At 31.1% G+C, this 17,510-nt stretch carries 20 protein-coding genes and 1 pseudogene; 16 read left to right on the forward strand and 5 right to left on the reverse strand.

Annotation, left to right across the window (positions count from 1 at the left end; genetic code table 11):
* The 7 genes from rplO (at position 1) to L8V79_RS03000 (ending at position 5,394) form a co-directional block, all read left to right on the forward strand.
* Positions 1-393, forward strand: coding sequence for a 50S ribosomal protein L15 (gene rplO, locus L8V79_RS02970; protein WP_039617163.1), 393 nt, complete (start codon positions 1-3; stop codon positions 391-393).
* A complete protein-coding gene (gene secY, locus L8V79_RS02975) occupies positions 393-1,655 on the forward strand; it encodes a preprotein translocase subunit SecY (protein ID WP_039667833.1) in 1,263 nt (420 codons plus the stop codon). The genes rplO and secY overlap by 1 nt, the downstream gene beginning before the upstream one ends.
* A gap of 41 nt (positions 1,656-1,696) precedes the next feature.
* Positions 1,697-2,437 (forward strand): glutamate racemase, encoded by a 741-nt coding sequence (murI, locus tag L8V79_RS02980; protein WP_263702422.1) that lies wholly within the window; start codon positions 1,697-1,699, stop codon positions 2,435-2,437.
* 115 nt (positions 2,438-2,552) lie between these two features.
* Positions 2,553-3,584, forward strand: a complete 1,032-nt coding sequence (locus tag L8V79_RS02985) for a type II asparaginase (RefSeq protein WP_263702458.1) — start codon at positions 2,553-2,555, stop codon at positions 3,582-3,584.
* Positions 3,585-3,667: 83 nt separating this feature from the next.
* A complete protein-coding gene (locus L8V79_RS02990) occupies positions 3,668-4,315 on the forward strand; it encodes a ferritin family protein (protein ID WP_012660833.1) in 648 nt (215 codons plus the stop codon).
* Positions 4,316-4,369: 54 nt separating this feature from the next.
* The gene (locus L8V79_RS02995; protein WP_263679246.1) at positions 4,370-4,843 is read left to right on the forward strand and encodes a DNA-deoxyinosine glycosylase; all 474 of its coding nucleotides are present in this window, start codon (positions 4,370-4,372) and stop codon (positions 4,841-4,843) included.
* The gene (locus L8V79_RS03000; protein ID WP_263679245.1) at positions 4,843-5,394 is read left to right on the forward strand and encodes a ribonuclease HII; all 552 of its coding nucleotides are present in this window, start codon (positions 4,843-4,845) and stop codon (positions 5,392-5,394) included. The genes L8V79_RS02995 and L8V79_RS03000 overlap by 1 nt, the downstream gene beginning before the upstream one ends.
* On the opposite strand, the gene L8V79_RS03005 is transcribed toward L8V79_RS03000, so the two are convergent.
* Positions 5,391-6,572, reverse strand: a complete 1,182-nt coding sequence (locus tag L8V79_RS03005; protein WP_263689610.1) for an MFS transporter — start codon at positions 6,570-6,572, stop codon at positions 5,391-5,393. The genes L8V79_RS03000 and L8V79_RS03005 overlap by 4 nt on opposite strands.
* A gap of 263 nt (positions 6,573-6,835) precedes the next feature.
* Here L8V79_RS03005 and L8V79_RS03010 point away from each other — a divergent pair, with 263 nt between their 5' ends.
* The 3 genes from L8V79_RS03010 to map all read left to right on the forward strand — a co-directional run bounded on the left by L8V79_RS03010 (position 6,836) and on the right by map (position 10,343).
* Complete coding sequence (locus L8V79_RS03010) at positions 6,836-8,119, forward strand: aromatic amino acid transport family protein (protein ID WP_412175027.1); 1,284 nt, start codon at positions 6,836-6,838, stop codon at positions 8,117-8,119.
* 11 nt (positions 8,120-8,130) lie between these two features.
* Entirely contained in the window at positions 8,131-9,498 is a 1,368-nt protein-coding gene (locus L8V79_RS03015) for an L-serine ammonia-lyase (protein ID WP_263682900.1), read from the forward strand.
* A gap of 89 nt (positions 9,499-9,587) precedes the next feature.
* Positions 9,588-10,343 carry a type I methionyl aminopeptidase gene (gene map / locus L8V79_RS03020; RefSeq protein WP_263664496.1) on the forward strand — a complete coding sequence of 252 codons (756 nt, stop codon included), beginning with the start codon at positions 9,588-9,590 and terminating at the stop codon, positions 10,341-10,343.
* 16 nt (positions 10,344-10,359) lie between these two features.
* Here map and L8V79_RS08210 read toward each other — a convergent pair whose 3' ends face one another.
* The 4 genes and pseudogenes from L8V79_RS08210 to L8V79_RS03035 form a co-directional block, all read right to left on the reverse strand.
* Complete coding sequence (locus L8V79_RS08210) at positions 10,360-11,007, reverse strand: methyl-accepting chemotaxis protein (RefSeq protein WP_375154868.1); 648 nt, start codon at positions 11,005-11,007, stop codon at positions 10,360-10,362.
* Between the two features lie 480 nt (positions 11,008-11,487).
* A pseudogene (locus L8V79_RS08215) lies at positions 11,488-12,162 on the reverse strand (DAHL domain-containing protein); the annotation flags it as partial.
* Entirely contained in the window at positions 12,146-13,069 is a 924-nt protein-coding gene (locus tag L8V79_RS03030; protein ID WP_243705637.1) for a cytochrome-c peroxidase, read from the reverse strand. The pseudogene L8V79_RS08215 and the gene L8V79_RS03030, both read right to left, overlap by 17 nt.
* Positions 13,070-13,123: 54 nt before the next feature.
* Positions 13,124-14,413: an MFS transporter gene (locus L8V79_RS03035; protein WP_133319144.1), complete on the reverse strand. Its 1,290-nt coding sequence runs from the start codon at positions 14,411-14,413 to the stop codon at positions 13,124-13,126.
* Between the two features lie 135 nt (positions 14,414-14,548).
* On the opposite strand from L8V79_RS03035, the gene infA reads away from it, so the two are divergent.
* The 6 genes from infA to L8V79_RS03065 all read left to right on the forward strand — a co-directional run bounded on the left by infA (position 14,549) and on the right by L8V79_RS03065 (position 17,510).
* On the forward strand, positions 14,549-14,767 hold the full coding sequence (gene infA, locus L8V79_RS03040; protein WP_263702424.1) for a translation initiation factor IF-1: 219 nt from the start codon (positions 14,549-14,551) through the stop codon (positions 14,765-14,767).
* 173 nt (positions 14,768-14,940) lie between these two features.
* The gene (rpmJ, locus tag L8V79_RS03045; protein WP_002781429.1) at positions 14,941-15,054 is read left to right on the forward strand and encodes a 50S ribosomal protein L36; all 114 of its coding nucleotides are present in this window, start codon (positions 14,941-14,943) and stop codon (positions 15,052-15,054) included.
* Between the two features lie 3 nt (positions 15,055-15,057).
* Positions 15,058-15,423: a 30S ribosomal protein S13 gene (gene rpsM, locus L8V79_RS03050; RefSeq protein WP_012660843.1), complete on the forward strand. Its 366-nt coding sequence runs from the start codon at positions 15,058-15,060 to the stop codon at positions 15,421-15,423.
* A 9-nt stretch (positions 15,424-15,432) separates the two neighbouring features.
* Entirely contained in the window at positions 15,433-15,825 is a 393-nt protein-coding gene (gene rpsK, locus L8V79_RS03055) for a 30S ribosomal protein S11 (RefSeq protein ID WP_133319145.1), read from the forward strand.
* A gap of 30 nt (positions 15,826-15,855) precedes the next feature.
* Positions 15,856-16,482 (forward strand): 30S ribosomal protein S4, encoded by a 627-nt coding sequence (gene rpsD / locus L8V79_RS03060; RefSeq protein ID WP_263659172.1) that lies wholly within the window; start codon positions 15,856-15,858, stop codon positions 16,480-16,482.
* Positions 16,483-16,496: 14 nt separating this feature from the next.
* The gene (locus L8V79_RS03065; protein WP_039627711.1) at positions 16,497-17,510 is read left to right on the forward strand and encodes a DNA-directed RNA polymerase subunit alpha; all 1,014 of its coding nucleotides are present in this window, start codon (positions 16,497-16,499) and stop codon (positions 17,508-17,510) included.

Genomic DNA, 17,510 nt, shown 5'->3' on the forward strand with positions numbered 1-17,510 from the left:
ATGAATTTAACAAAAGCACCAGGTTCAACACATAAAACCAAAAGAATAGGCCGTGGTCAAGGTAGTGGTATGGGTAAAACTTCTACTAAAGGTGGAAAAGGCCAAACTGCTAGAAAAGGTTATAATGAAAAAAGAGGTTTTGAAGGGGGTCAACAACCACTTCAAAGACGTTTACCAAAGGTAGGCTTTACTTCTAAATTTGAAAAACCTTATGTGATTAATGTTGAAAAAATCACAGCAATCAAAGAGCTTAGCGAAATTACATTTGAAACAATCAATAGCATTCATAAGCTTTCAAAAAATGTAAATAAAGTTAAGCTTATTGGAGCAAGCGCTAAAGATCTTGCTAGTAAAATTAAAGACGAGAAGATTACTTTTAGCGGACAAAAATAATGAATAAAACATTGACAAATAAAATTCTCATAACATTAGCTTTTTTATTCGCTTATAGAATATTAGCTTATGTTCCAGTTCCGGGGGTTAATGTCAGTGTTATCAAGGAATTTTTTGATTCTAATGCATCTAATGCATTAGGCTTGTTTAATATGTTTAGTGGAGGTGCTGCTGAAAGACTTAGCATCATCTCTCTAGGCATTATGCCTTATATTACTGCTTCGATTATTATGGAGCTTTTAGCGGCAACTTTTCCTAATATAGGAAAAATGAAAAAAGAACGTGATGGTATGCAAAAATATATGCAAATTATCCGTTATGCTACTATAGCTATCACTTTGATACAAAGTATAGGCGTTTCTATAGGCTTACAAAGTCTTCATGGAAAAGCAGGTCAATCAGCCATTATGATTGATATGAATACTTTTATCGCACTTTCTGCTGTTTCTATGCTTGCAGGTACCATGCTTTTGATGTGGATAGGTGAGCAAATCACTCAACGCGGTATAGGAAATGGTATTTCTTTAATTATCTTTGGTGGTATTGTTTCTACAATTCCAGGTGCAATTAGTGGAACAGTAAATTTGGTAAATACAGGCGAGATGAATTTCTTGACTATCATTGCCATTTTAGTTGTAATTTTACTTACTATTTGGGCTATTATAGTAGTAGAACTTGGAGAAAGAAGAATTCCTATTTCTTACTCAAGAAAAGTAATCATGCAAAATCAAAACAAACGTATTATGAACTATATACCTATTAAGATCAACTTAAGTGGTGTTATTCCTCCTATTTTTGCAAGTGCGATTTTGATGTTTCCAAGTACTATTTTACAAACAAGTACAAATGAATATGTGTTAAAAATTTATGACTTTTTAAATCCAAATGGATTTTTCTTTCATATTTTAACATTCTTACTTGTTATTTTCTTTGCGTATTTTTATGCATCAATTGTATTTAATGCAAAAGATATAGCTGAAAATCTTAAAAGACAAGGTGGTTTCATACCAGGTATTAGACCAGGTGAAGGAACTGCGAATTATCTTAATGAAGTAGCGTCAAGACTTACCTTGTCAGGTTCTATTTATTTAGGGCTTGTAGCTACATTACCATGGCTTATTGTGAAGTTGTTTGGTGTGCCTTTTTATTTTGGTGGAACTTCTGTTTTGATTGTAGTTCAAGTAGCACTTGATACAATGAGAAAAATCGAAGCTCAAATTTATATGAATAAATACCAAACTTTAAGTGCAGTAGGCTTATAAGAAAGTAGATTTTCTACTTTCTTCCTTTTTAAAGGATTTTGATGAGACTAGGCGTTTTTGATAGCGGTGTAGGTGGGCTTAGTGTTTTAAAATCTTTACTTCAAGCAAAACTTTTTAAAGAATATATTTACTATGGGGATACTGCAAGAGTGCCTTATGGGGTTAAAGATAAAGAAACTATCATTAAATTTTCCCTAGAAGCTTTAGAATTTTTCAAAGAAAAAAAAGTCGATATGCTTATTATTGCGTGTAATACAGTTAGTGCGCATGCTTTAGAAATTCTAAAAGCAAATGCACCATTTCCGGTTCTTGGAGTTATAGAAGCAGGAGTTTTAGCGGTTAAAAACTCTTTAGAAGATAAAAACTCTAATATATTAGTCATTGCAACACAAGCTACCGTGGATTCTCACGCTTATAAACAAGCTTTAATCAAAGAAGGCTTTTTAAAAGTGGAAGAAAAAGCAACGGGACTTTTTGTACCTATGGTTGAAGAAGGGATTTTTCAAGGAGATTTTTTAAAAGCTGCTTTTGAGTATTATTTTAATAAGCTCAAATTTCATCCTAATGCTTTAATCTTAGCATGCACACATTTTCCCTTAATCGCTCATTCTTTGTCAGAATATTTTGGTAAAAACACAAAACTTGTTCATTCGGGTGAGGCTATAGCTTTGCAATTACAGCAAGAATTTAACTTAACATCAATCCAAGAAGAAGCTAATATTGAATTTTATGCTTCAAGTGATGTAGAAAAACTAAAAAAAATTGCAAATTTATGGCTTTAAATTAATGGTTATTTACTAAAGTATTTTTTATATTTATAATTTATTTTTATTTAAACATAGTTGCATTATAATCTTTATCATTTCTAATGAAAGGACTAACATGAAAAAAATGTTAATGTGTGCAGCTATGGCACTAAGTTTAGGAGCAGGAATTTTGGAAGCAAAACCAAAAGTTGCGATTTTAGCTACAGGTGGAACCATCGCTGGTTCGATTGATAGTTCAGTAGCTACTACAGGTTATACAGCTGGAGTTTTGGGGGTTGATGCTTTGATTAAGGCAGTGCCTCAAATTCAAGATTTAGCAGTAATTAGCGGAGATCAAATTGCTAATATTGATAGCAAAGATATGACAAATGAAATTTGGCTAAAACTTGCTAAAGAAGTTAATAGACTTTTAAAATCTGATGTAGATGGAGTTGTAATTACTCATGGTACTGATACTATGGAAGAAACTGCATATTTCCTAAATTTAACCGTAAAAAGCGACAAGCCTGTTGTTTTGGTTGGTGCAATGCGCCCATCAACTGCAATTAGTGCAGATGGTCCTAAAAATCTTTACAACGCTGTAGCATTAGCAGCAAATCCTCAAGCAAAAAATAAAGGCGTAATGGTGGCTATGAATGATAGAATTCAAAGTGCTAGAGGCGTTATGAAAACTCATAGTTTAAATGTAAATGCATTTAGCTCACCAGATATGGGTGATATGGGTTATATAGTAGATGGAAAAGCATTTTTCTATAATACTAATACAAAATTACACACCAAAAAATCTCCATTTGATGTTAGTAAGCTAAAAGAATTACCAAAAGTAGATATTCTTTATAGTTATGCAAATGATGGTAGTGGTGTTGCAGCAAAAGCTTTGTTTGAAAATGGAACTAAAGGTATAGTTGTAGCTGGAACAGGTGCTGGTAGTATTCATGATTATCAAAAAGATGTGTTAAAAGAGTTGCTTAAAAAGGGTCTTAATGTAGCGGTAAGCTCACGCGTAGTAGCTGGTAGAGTTGCAGTAAGTGATACTGATGCAAAACTTGGTTTCATTGATACAGGTGATATGAGTCCTCAAAAAGCTAGAGTATTATTAATGCTTGCTCTAACTAAAACAAGCGATCCTAAGAAAATCCAAGAATATTTCTTAAAATACTAAAACCTTTAACACCCAAATGCTAAAATAACATTTGGGTGGATTTTTCAATAAAAATCTTACTTAATTAATCACAAGGATATTAAATGAAACAATATGAAAGTTATAAATGCCAAAAATGTGGCAATGAAGTAGAAGTACAAAATGTAGGTGGTGGAAAGCTTAGTTGCTGTGGTCAAGAAATGGAGTGTATTACTAAAGATTTAACAGCTGTAAATTTAATGAAAGCTTTTGCTGGAGAATCTATGGCAAGAAATAAATACGATTTATTTGCAGATATTGCTCAAGAAGAAGGTTGGCATGCTATTGCAAAACATTTTAGAGAAGCTGCAGAAAATGAAAAATGGCACGCAAGAGCTGAATTTAAAGCTTATCATGAATTAGTAGATGGTAAAGCTTTAGAAGAAACTGCTAAAAATTTAATCTGTGCAGCAGAGGGTGAAAATTATGAGCATACTACTATGTATCCAAATTTTGCAAAAATCGCAGAAGATGAGGGCAAAAGAAATATAGCAAGATTATTTACAGCTATAGGTAAAGTAGAAATTGAACATGAAAGAGAATATCTAGCGCTTAAAAAAATGCTTGAAGAAGAAGATTTCTTTAACTCAGAAGTAGAAGAATTATGGGTTTGTGAAGTTTGTGGGCATATACACCGTGGTAAAAAAGCACCAAATGCCTGTCCTTTGTGTAAAGCTCCAAAAGAATACTTCAAACGCGAATTTTTAGGATAATTTTAAAAACCTTGATAAAAATGATAAAATATTTTATTTTTATCAAGGTCTAATATGCAAATTCTAACTCATCCTTTCAAACCTTTTTTTGATGAAAACTCAAAAGTTTTAATACTAGGTTCTTTTCCATCTATTAAATCAAGAGAAGAAAATTTTTATTATCAACATAGCAAAAATCGTTTTTGGCGTATTTTTGAAATATTATTTGAGTGTGAGTTAAAAACAGTACAAGTTCAAAAAGCTTTTTTAAAAGCAAATCATATAGCACTTTGGGATGTTATAGCAAGTTGTAAGATAAAAAATTCAGATGATAAAACTATTTCTTATGCTAAAGCAAATGATATAAATATGATTTTAGATAAGGCAAATATAGAAAAAATTTGTGTATTAGGTAAAGTTGCAAGTAAATATTTTGCTAAATTTTATCCTGAGCAAGAATTTTTTGAACTCCCTTCAAGCTCTCCTGCTAATATGAATTATTCTTTAGAAAATTTAGTAGAAAAATATAGCATTATAAAGGAAAGATAATGGCTTTAGTTGGAGTAGATGAGGCTGGACGCGGGGCTTTGGCTGGAGATATGCACATAGGAGCTTGCAAGCTTTTAAAAAATATTGATGGTTTGGCTGATTCTAAAAAATTAAGCGCAAAAAAAAGAGAAGAATTATATGAGCAAATTCTTTCTAGCTCAAATTTTTTAATCCTTGCTTTTTCGCCTTTGCAGATTGATACTTTGGGGCTTAGTCAGTGTTTGCAACTAGCTTTAAAAATCATAAAAAAACACTTTAATCAAGATGAGATTTTATATGATGGAAATTTAAATTATGGGGTTTTAGGTATAAAAACCATGATTAAAGCTGATATGAAGGTACAAGAAGTTTCAGCAGCTAGTATATTAGCCAAGGTAAGTCGTGATCAAAAAATGTGTTATTTTTCTAAATTATATAATCATTATGATTTTGATAAACACAAAGGTTATGGTACAAAAGCTCATATAGAAAAAATTAAAGCATTTGGTTATTCGCCCTTGCACCGCAAAAGCTTTATGCTAAAGTGTTTTGAGAAAAGCTTATTTGACTAAGCCTTTCTTTTTATAGAAGAAAATTTATCCTTTGCAAATAAAAATGCAAATAACAAAGCAGGTAAAACAAAAATCGCAGAAAATAAAGCATTAAATTCAATTCCAAAATAAGTTAGAACTAAACCACCAATAAATGAAGCAAGGGCAATACCTATGTTAAATGATGCTTCATTAACACTTACGGTGCTTTCTTGAGCTTTATATGTATATCTTTTAGCTTTTGCTATACTTAAGACTTTAAAAGCTGATATGGTTGAAAAAGAGAAAAAGCCTATTAAAGACAAAGAGATAATGACTAAAATTTGAGAGTGCATAGTAAATAAAAAGCTAAGATAAATCAAAACTTGCATGCTAAGTATAATTCTTAAAGAATAAACAGCACCATATTTATCCACCATTTTTCCGCCCCACAAATTTCCAAAAATCGCACAAATTCCATAAAAAAGCAAAATATATCCACTCATGCTAACATCAAATCCACTTTTTTCAACCAATAACTTTTGCAAATAAGTATAGAGTATAAAATGTGCTCCACAACCACATATAGAAATAGTATAAGTTTTTAAAAGATTGACGTTAGAAAAAGCAGGAATAAAATCTTTAAATTGAATAGAATTTGAGTTTATATTTTTCGGCATTAAAAAATAAATTCCACAAAGTGCGAGCATGCTTAAAATGAAAATCAACAAAAAGATGTATTTAAATCCAAAATAATGTCCAATAAACGTTCCTATAGGAACCCCGCTTATTAAAGCAACTGTAAGTCCTGTAACCATTATCGCGATTGCTTGGCTTTTTTTATCTTTGGGTGCAATAGATACAATAGCCAAAGTAGCGATAATATAAAACACACCATGCTGTGTTCCTGCTATAAATCTCGCAAAAGCGCTAAGATAAAAACTATCACTAAAAAATATTACTAAATTTGCACATGCAAAAATTAATATATTAACAAGTAATTGCACATGTCTTTTATAAGGACTAAGAAAGACAGTGAATGATAAAGCACCAACCACAACCCCTATAGCATATAAAGTCGTAAGCCACCCTGCGCTTTTTGCATCGATATTAAAATGATTTTGTATATCTATTAAAACTCCAGCCATGACAAATTCAGTTACTCCCATACAAAAAGAACTAAGTGCTAGAGCAAAAACAGCTTTTTTGTAATTTGTCATATTGTTTTCCCTTAAAAATTTAATCAAAATCGCTGATTATATCAAATTTAAAGCATAAAAACCCAAGTAAATTTATGAAAAAAAATCATTAATATGTGTATTTTTGATAATTTTTCATTAATAATTAATATAATTTTTTAAAGTTTGAGCTATTTTAAGAAATTTTAATTTTTTTATATATATAGTAATATGAAAATTTTTATTATTTTTTACAAGGAGAAAATGTGGATAATCTTAAGTGGAATTCTTTTGATACGCGTTGGATGCTTTCTCTTTTTGGGACTGCAGTTGGTGCGGGGATTTTATTTTTACCTATTAAGGCAGGTGTTGGTGGTTTTTGGCCAGTTGTTGTGATGGCTTTGATTATTTTTCCAATGGTGTATTTAAGCCATAGAGCCTTAAGTCGTTTTGTATGCCAAGCAAATGGTAATGATAAAGACATTACTCATGCGGCTGAAGAGTATTTTGGTAGAAAAGTAAGTATTTTTATTTCTGTGCTTTATTTCTTTGCAATTTTCCCAATTTGTTTAGCGTATTGTGTAGGTATAACTAATACTTTTGAGAGTTTTATTTATAATCAATTCTTACCACTTTTAGATCCAAATGGTTCTTTTGCAAGTGCAATTAGTGCTATGTATCAAACAAGTGTTAATGAACAAGGAAAAACTATAGCTAATTTACTTCCTTTTTATAGAGCGCTTTTTGCTTTTGTTTTGGTAAGTATTTTTATGCTTATTATGCTTTTTAGTGAAGAATTAATCACTAAAGTATGTGAATGGCTTGTGTATCCTTTATGTGCTATTTTATTTTTATTTTCTTTATATCTTATTCCACAATGGTCATTTGAAAGTTTTAGTGCTATTCCTGGTACGAAAGAATTTATCACTATAGTGTGGCTAACTTTACCAGTTTTAGTGTTTTCGTTTAATCACTCACCGGCTATTTCTACTTTTTCTCTAAGTGTAAAAAGAGAATATCCTGAAAATTCGGTACAAAAAGCAAATCAAATTTTACTTAGAACCTCTGTAATGTTACTTGCTTTTGTTATGTTTTTTGTAGTATCTTGTGTGCTTTCTTTAACTCCAGCTGAACTTGCTGAAGCAAGAGCGCAAAACATACCTGTGCTTTCTTATTTTGCTAATAAGCTTGATAATCCATTTATTTCTTATGGTGGTCCATTAATCGCATTTTTAGCAATTTCTAGTTCATTCTTTGGTCATTATTTTGGTGCTAGAGAAGGTGCTTATGGTATAGTTAGAAAATGCTGCAAATTAGCAGGCAATGAAAACCCTGATTTGAAAAAAATCGCAGTTTATTCTACTTTAGTAATGTATATTGTTATGTTAATTACTGCTTATGTAAATCCAAGCATTTTAGGTTTTATTGAAAGCTTAGGTGGTCCAATTATTGCTGCAATCTTATTCTTAATGCCTATGATTGCAATTTACACTGTTTCTAAAATGAAAAAATTCCAAAATAAAGCTTTAGATGCATTTGTATTTATCACAGGTATTTTGACAATTATCACTGTAATTTATACTTTTTAAGGTGTTAGTGAATGAGTAGTAATTTAAGTATATTTAAAGTTGGTGTTGGTCCTTCATCTTCTCATACCTTAGGACCAATGCTAGCGGGTAATATGTTTTGTGAAAAGATTAAAGATAAAATCACGCAAATTACAAAAATTCAAATCAAACTTTATGGCTCTTTATCGCTTACTGGTAAAGGCCATTTAAGTGATAAGGCTATTATATGGGGTTTGAGTGGCTTAAGAGCAAAAGAACTCAACGCTGCTTTGCAAGATCGTGTGTTTAATAAAATTTTACAAGATAAAATTTTGGTTTTAAATGCTCAAAAAGAATTAAATTTTGATTATGATAAAGATTTGATTTTTGAAAAAGACTTTTTACCTTTACATGAAAATGGGTTAAAAGTAAGTGCTTATGATGAAAATGGAGAAATCATTGCTGAAGAAATTTATTATTCAGTGGGTGGTGGTTTTGTTATGAGTGAAGCTGAGCTTCAAAAACACAAAGATGGGGCTTGTGAGCAAAAACATACTAAATTAGAACTTGATGTTAACAATGCAAGTGATGCTTTAAAAATTTGTGAAGAAAAATCATGGGATCTAGCAAAACTTTCTTATGAATATGAGCTTCAATTTCATACCAAAGAAGAAATTAGAGCTTATTGTTTAGAAATTTGGGAAGTAATGCAAGAAGTTTATTATAATGGTATTCATCCAAGTTCAGATTTTCTTCCAGGAAATTTGCACTTAAAGCGCCGTGCTAAAGGGCTTAATGAGCGTTTGGCTATGACAAGCGATCCTTTGGGGATTATTGATTTTATTTCTTTATATGCTATTGCTATTGCAGAGGAAAATGCAAGTGGAGCTAGAGTAGTAACTGCTCCAACCAATGGAGCTTGTGCTGTTGTGCCTGCTGTAATGCTTTATCTTAAAAACCATACAGTTGGTTTTAATGATGAAAAGGCTATTAATTTTTTGCTAACTGCTATGTTAATAGGTTCTTTTTATAAGAAAAATGCAAGCATAAGTGGTGCTGAAGCTGGCTGTCAAGCTGAAATTGGTAGTGCAAGTTCTATGGCAGCAGGAGCTATGGCTACTGTGATGGGTTTTGATGCAAAGATAGCTTGTAATGCTGCTGAAATTGCGATGGAGCATCATTTAGGATTAACTTGTGATCCAGTAAGTGGTTTGGTGCAAATTCCTTGTATAGAAAGAAATGCCTTTGGAGCGATCAAAGCTATTTCAGCTGCTAGAATGGCAATGAGTAGAAAATCAACTCCAAAAGTAAGTCTTGATGAGGTCATAAAAACTATGTATGAAACTGGCAAGGATATGAACTCAAAATACAAAGAAACTTCTTTAGGTGGTTTAGCTACCAATCTTACAAGTGTATGTTAAAACCTTAAGTTTTAGAACTTAAGGTTTTCCCTTAAAGCTTTTAAAAGCGCATAAATGCTAAATTTTTAAAAATTTTAAGGAAAATATAAATGATAGAAATCAAAAAACCAGCAGAAATAGAAAAACTACGCAAGGCAAATGAACTTGTAGCTAGAACGCTTGACTATCTAGAAGGCATTATAGTTCCGGGTATGAGTTTAAAAGAAATTGACATTAAAGCAGAAGAATTTATACTTGATCATGGTGCAAAACCATCTTTTAAAGGCTTATATGGTTTTCCAGGCAGTATTTGTATCTCGCTTAATCAAGCTTGCATTCATGGTGTAGGGGATGAGCGTATTTTAAAAGAAGGCGATATTTTAGGGCTTGATGTGGGTACTTGCATAGATGGATATTATGGAGATGCAGCAAGGACTATACCTATAGGTCAAATTTCAGCCACTGATGAGGCTTTGATTGCTTGTGCTAAAGATGCTTTGTATTATGCTATAGATATTATCAAAGAAGGTATGCGTTTTAAAGAGCTTTCATATGAGCTTGGCGAGTTTATCGCTAAAAGAGGATTTGTACCTTTGAAAGGTTATTGTGGTCATGGTATAGGTAAAAAGCCACACGGTGAGCCTGAAATTCCAAATTATTTAGAACCAGGTGCTAGTGCAAAAAGTGGACCTAAAATCAAAAATGGCATGGTATTTTGCATAGAGCCTATGGTATGTCAAAAAGATGGCACACCAATACATTTAAAAGGTAATTGGGAAGCAGGAAGCAAAGATGGATTAAATGCTGCTCATTATGAGCATTGTGTTGCAATTATAAATGGCAAAGCAGATATTTTATCTAAGTAAGAAAGTTTAAACTTTCTTACTCAAATGTTTTTAGTTTTTCTGAAAGTTTAGAAGCATTTTCTAAAACATCTTGTGAAATTTGTGTTAGCTCGAGTGAATAGTTTTTAACACAATTTGCAAGCTCAGTCACTTTTTCTACATTTTGTTCTAACTCATTCATTTTAGCTTTTGACTCATCACTTTTTTCTTCCATAATTTTAGTAGAATGGATACTTGTTTTTAATTTTTCTATAGAAGTTCCAACCTCACCTTGTAAGATATTAGCTTTGTTGGAAGTATCACTCATGGATTGATGAATTCCATCCATCAAGCTTTTGTTGTCATTGATTTGTTGTACTATAGTTCTTACAGTAGTTTCTATAGCGACTAAAGATTTTGTAGTTTTATCAGCTAAGTTTCTAACTTCATCAGCAACAACAGCAAAGCCTCTACCATGTTCTCCTGCACGAGCTGCTTCAATAGCTGCATTTAAAGCTAGTAAGTTAGTTTGATCGGCTATATCTTTAATAGCTGCTGTAACTTCTACAATACTATCAGCACTTTGTACTAGTATATCCATAGCACTTAAAACACTTTGTTCTTTTTCTCCACTTAGTAATATAAGCTCTACTAACTCTTTAAGTGTTTTTTCAACTTCTCCCATAACTTCTTGCATATCATGCATATCTTTTATAGTATTTTTAGCTAGATTTTGAGTTAAGTCTATATGACTTTCTAAAACAGAACTTATTTCATGGACATTAGAAATTTGCTCATGCTGTAAAAGTGAACTTTGCTGTAAAATTTCAGCATTTTGGGAAAGTTTTTGTGAGCTTTTGTGGCTTGAATTTGCAGTTTGTATAGCTTCTAAAACCGAATTTTGCACTATTTGTATAAAAGAGTTTATATAGCCAGCACTTGTAGCTAATTCACTTTTTTTATCAATGTCTAATCTTGCACTTAAATTCGCATGTTCTCCCGCTAGATTTGCACTTAGTTTTTCAAGTAAAGATATAGGTATGATTACTTTTTTTAATGTTAAAAGTATGAAAAAAATCAATACAACTAAGGTAAATAGGAAAATTCCTATAGCTGTATAAAGATTATATTTATTTTGTAGATTGATATTTTTAGCAATTAAATTTTGGTGTGCTAGAATTTGTTTTTGCAGTTCTTGATCAAGAAAACTTTGAGAATTATCTTTTAATATTTTAATTTGACTTAATATCATCTTACAATGTGTATTAAAAAGCTCAAATAACTCTTGTGGTAATTGAGAATCTTTTGCGTTTAAATTTGTGACAAGATTTTGTAATCTATTTTGCGCTAAAGGTTCTAATATATCCATAGTTCCTATAATGCTTAAAATATTTCCTATATATTCTATTTGTTTAGCCTCTTGAGTAGTGAGTGCTAATTGATTTGTTTGTTTGATGATTTCTTGTTGAATTTCATAAAGATAAAGTTTTGAATTTATAGCAATAGAATTAGCTGATTTAAAATGCTGTAATTGAGCATTTTTTTTCTCAAAAATCGTTTGTATTTTTTTAGTGTCTATTTTATTGGCTTTTAAAATTGCTAAAGTATTTTCAAAATCTTGTATTAAAGCAACGCTAGTGTCATAATTTTGTAAATTGAGTTTATTTTTAAAAATTTCATCTATTTTAGTATCTAGAATTTCTAATTTTTGAAAAGAATCCATAATAAGTGAATTTCTTTTGGTGGTATTGTAAGTATTAAAAATAAATAAAGTCAAAGTTAAAAGCAATACCAAAACCACTATGGATAAAGTGATGAATTGTTTTAAAAAAGAGAAAGTTTTTTTATTTGAGTGGATCATGGTATTCTCCTGTTAAAGAATTTAAAAATGCAACTATATCATCAACTACATCTTGCTCTAAAAATTTACCAAGCTGATAATACGCCATAAATTGTACGCAAGCATCAAGTGTTGGCATAGAACCATCATGAAAATAAGGAGCAGTTTTGGCTATGTTTCTAAGACTTGGCACTTTTACTACAAATTGATCGTGAGGATCTTGAGTGATCTCATAGCGTCCTTTCCAATTTGTTCCATTATCATAAGGAACAAATACTCCCATTTTTTGATACATATTTCCACCTATATTTTGTCCTTGATGGCACGCTATACAACCATTTGATAAAAAGGCATTATAGCCTCTTTTTGCTTGTTCGCTTATAGCATTTTTATCTCCCTTTAAGTAGCGGTCAAATGGGGAATTTGGCGTAAGTAAGGTTTTTTGAAATTCAGCTAAAGCATCTGCTATATTATCAAAGGTAACTTCTCCGTAAAGTCTTTTAAATTCTTTTTCATAAATTGCGTTAGTTTTTACTATTTGCACCACTTCATCTGCATCTTTTAACCCCATTTCTTTAGGGTTTAACAAAGGATGTTTGGCTTGTTCTTGTAAATCTTTTGCATTGCCTCTCCAAAATTGTGCTAGGCTAAAAACGGCATTAAAATTTGTAGGAGTATGGAATGGCTCATCTATTATGCCATTAATACCTGTTGAAAAAGTTTTATTATCTACTCCAAAATTTGCAATATCATGACAACTATTGCAAGATACTTTTTTATCTTTTGATAAACTTGTATCCATATAGAGTTTTTTTCCTAAAATAGCTTTTTCTTTATTATAAGGAATGCTTTCTGGTATAGGTGTAATCATTTCAAATGCTAAAAGTGGCAACAAAGAAAGTATTAAAACAATAAAAATTTTCATAATCATTTTCCTTTAATTTTATAAATTTTTAATTAATAATTTTTTTTAATTATAACATTAAAATCTTAACCTCTTATAAGTAAATATGGTAGTTATCAGTGTTATCAGGGATAAAAACAAAATATAAATAAAAATTCCATACACGAAAGGATTTTCAGGTTTTATAGCCAAAGAATGTAATGCAAATACAAGTTGAGGAGTGAAACCACCCGCTATTGCATAAGCTATATTATAAGAAAAAGAAATTCCACTAAAACGAATACTTGGCTTAAAAATTTTACACATTAAAATAGGTGCTAAAGCATTAATACCACCAAAAAAACACGCTATAAAATAAAAATATATACTCAAATGCAAAATTTGAGCATAGAAAAAATAAAAATAAAAAAAGCACGATAAACTAAATCCTATGGTAAAAATTAAAGCGGTAGCTAAAAAACCAAATTTATCAACCCAAATTCCAGCAAGTAAAGTTCCACAAGATAAAATCACTATTGCAAACATTTGGATTAAAATCGCATCTGTTTTATCAAGAATCAAAACTTCTGATATAAAATTGGGCATAAGTAAAATAAGTATTATCACGCAGGCTGTGAGCATCCAAGTTAAAAGCATAGAAGCAATGATGTCTAAATAAATATTTTTTTCTTTAAAAAGTGTTTTTAAAGGAAATTTTTCTAAATCATTTTCTTGTCGCATTTTTTGAAAAACAGGTGTTTCTTCTAAAAATTTTCTAAGATATATAGAAATGATACCAAAAAATCCACCTATGGCAAATGGAATACGCCAAGCATATTCATAAATTGCTTCTTGATCAAAGTAATGATTAATCGCTAAGGCAACAATACAGCCTAAAAGAATTCCAAAAGCCATAGAAGCATTAATAGCGCTAATATAAAAACTATCTCTTCCATCGGGTGCATGTTCTTTTACAAATACCCAAGCACCAGGGAGTTCTCCGCCTATAGCTATACCTTGAGCTATTCTAACAAGTAGTAAAAAAATAGGAGCAAAATATCCTATAGTTTCAAAAGTAGGTATAAAAGCTAGAGAGAAAGTTGGAAGCACCATGAGTAATATACTAAGCATAAACATCTTTTTGCGACCCATTTTATCTCCAAAATGTGCCATAATTATACCACCGATTGGTCTAGCTAAATATCCTGCTGCGAAAGCCCCATAAGTGTTTAAAAGTTTCCAAAAATCACTTAAATCACTAGGAAAAAAATTTCTTGAAATATAATTAGCAAAAAATACAAAAATAACAAAATCATAAAATTCTAAAGCTCCACCCAAAGAAGATAAGGAAAGAGTTTTAAAATCACCTCTTTTTAAAGTTTTTGACATCTATAAATACTTTCTTTTTGTAGTAATTTTGTAATTATAGTAAAAATATTATAGTTTGTAAAAAAATATTAAAAATTTAAAAAGAAAAATTGTGATAAAATAATAGCTTTGTATTTTATAGAAAGGAGAGAAATATTGGCAAAAGATGATATTATCGAAATCGATGGTAATGTAATCGAAGCTTTACCTAATGCGACTTTTAAAGTCGAATTAGATAATAAACATATGATACTTTGTCATATTGCAGGTAAAATGCGTATGCATTATATTAGAATTATGCCTGGCGATAGAGTTAAAGTAGAGCTAACGCCTTATAGTCTTGATAAGGGTCGTATTACATTTAGATACAAATAAGTCTAAGTTGTTTAAAAGCAAAAGTAAAGTATAATTAGCACTTTTGCAGAAATTGCAATAAAACTGTATGAAGAAGTATTTTCAAAATCACCACTTATTTTGAAAATAGTTGGTTACTCTAAAAACCTGGTGCAGTTGTAAAAAAGTGGAATTTACAATAACAGGAGTAAAGCATGAAAGTTAGACCATCTGTTAAAAAGATGTGTGACAAATGCAAAGTAGTTCGTCGTAAAGGCGTAGTTCGCATTATTTGCGAAAATCCAAAACACAAACAAAGACAAGGATAATTTATGGCTCGTATTGCAGGTGTAGATTTACCAAAGAAAAAAAGAATTGAATATGGTTTGACTTATATTTATGGTATAGGTTTGCATACTTCAAGAAAAATCTTAGATAAAACCGGAATTTCTTATGATAAAAGAGTTCATGAGTTAAGTGAGGACGAAGCAGCGGCTATCCGTAAAGAAATTCAAGAAAACTATATGGTTGAGGGTGATCTTAGAAAACAAGTTGCTATGGATATCAAAGCATTAATGGATCTAGGAAGCTTTAGAGGCTTAAGACATAGAAAAGGCTTACCGGTTCGTGGTCAAAAAACAAAAACAAATGCCAGAACTAGAAAAGGTAAGAGAAAAACCGTTGGTGCAAAATCATAAGGATAGAAAATGGCAAAAAGAAAAGTTGTTAAGAAAAAAATAGTTAAAAAAAATATAGCTAAAGGTATAGTTTATATCAGTGCAACATTTAATAATACTATGGTTACTGTAACTGATGAAATGGGAAATGCTATTGCATGGAGTAGTGCAGGTGGTTTAGGATTTAAAGGTTCTAAAAAATCAACTCCTTATGCGGCACAACAAGCAGTAGAAGATGCTTTAAATAAAGCAAAAGAACATGGTATTAAAGAAGTAGGCATTAAAGTACAAGGGCCAGGAAGTGGTCGTGAAACAGCAGTTAAAAGTGTAGGTGCTATGGAAGGTATCAAAGTAACTTTCTTAAAAGATATTACCCCATTAGCTCATAATGGTTGTAGACCACCAAAACGTCGTCGTGTCTAAGAATAAGATATAAGATTTAGGAGAATTATAATGGCAAGATATAGAGGACCAGTAGAAAAATTAGAAAGACGACTTGGCGTAAGCTTGGCAATGAAAGGCGAAAGAAGATTAGCAGGTAAAAGTGCTTTAGATAAACGCCCTTACGCACCAGGTCAGCATGGACAAAGAAAAGCTAAAATCAGCGAATACGGACTTCAATTAAGAGAAAAACAAAAAGCTAAATTTATGTATGGTGTTAGTGAAAAACAATTTAGAAGATTATTTAGTGAAGCTGCTAGAAAAGATGGCAATACCGGTGCGCTTTTGATCCAGCTTTTAGAACAAAGACTTGATAATGTTGTTTATAGAATGGGTTTTGCTACAACACGCCGTTTTGCTAGACAACTTGTAACTCATGGACACATTTTAGTAAATGGTAAAAGAGTAGATATTCCTAGTTATAGAGTAGAAGCAGGCCAAAAAGTTGAAGTGATTGAAAAAAGCAAAAACAATCCTCAAATTTCAAGAGCGATCGAACTTACTGCTCAAACTGGTATAGTTGCTTGGGTTGATGTAGAAAAAGATAAAAGATTTGGAATTTTTACAAGAAAGCCTGAAAGAGAAGAAGTTATCATTCCAGTTGAGGAAAGATATATCGTTGAGTTGTACTCTAAATAATAAAGGTTTTTGATATGAGACATATTACAACTTCTGCTTATACACCAACAGAGTTTAGTATTGAAAATATCAGTGATACAGTAGCAAAAGTAAGTGCATGGCCTTTTGAAATTGGTTATGCTATTACTTTGGCGCATCCTTTGCGTCGTTTGCTTTATTCAAGCACAGTAGGTTTTGCTCCAACAGGAGTTAAAATCAAAGGCGTAGCACATGAATTTGATAGTATGCGTGGTATGCTTGAAGATGTAGCATTGTTTATTATCAATCTAAAAAAATTAAGATTTAAACTAAAAACAGATTCTGAAAAAGAAATCGTAACTTTTAGTTTTAAAGGACCAAAAGAAATTTGCGGAAAAGACTTAGACAATGAAGTTGTTGAAGTTGTGAATGCAGATAGCTATCTTGCAACGATTAATGAAGATGCAGATTTAGAATTTACTTTAATCATTGAAAAAGGTATAGGTTATGTGCCTTCTGAAGAAATTCAAAATTTCTTAGATCCTGAATTTATAGCACTTGATGCGTTCTTTACTCCGGTAAAACATGCGGTTTATGATATAGAAAAAGTGCTTTTTGAAGATAATCCAGATTATGAAAAAGTTGTTTTTACAATCACAACTGATGGTCAAATTTCACCAAGTGACGCTTTTAAAAATGCTTTAGAAGCAATGTATAAACAATTATCAGTGTTTGATAAAATCACTAATGCACAAAGCGTTGTAAGAAGTCAAACACCAAATAATGAAGTAGAACATGTAAAATTACTTCAAAATATAACTGAGTTAAATTTAAGTGCAAGAAGTTTTAACTGCTTAGAAAAAGCAAATGTAGTTTATATTGGTGAACTTGCTTTAATGAGTGTTAGCGAACTTGCAGATTTAAAAAATCTTGGTAAAAAATCTTTAGATGAGATTAAAAGTGTAATGGAATCTATAGGTTTCCCTATAGGAAATTCAAAACTCAGTGATAGTGCAAAAGAAACGCTAAAGAAAAAAATTACAGAATTAAAAGCACAAAATGAAGGATAA

The organism is Campylobacter sp. IFREMER_LSEM_CL2194 (assembly GCF_025771685.1).
Classification (GTDB): Bacteria; Campylobacterota; Campylobacteria; order Campylobacterales; family Campylobacteraceae; genus Campylobacter_D.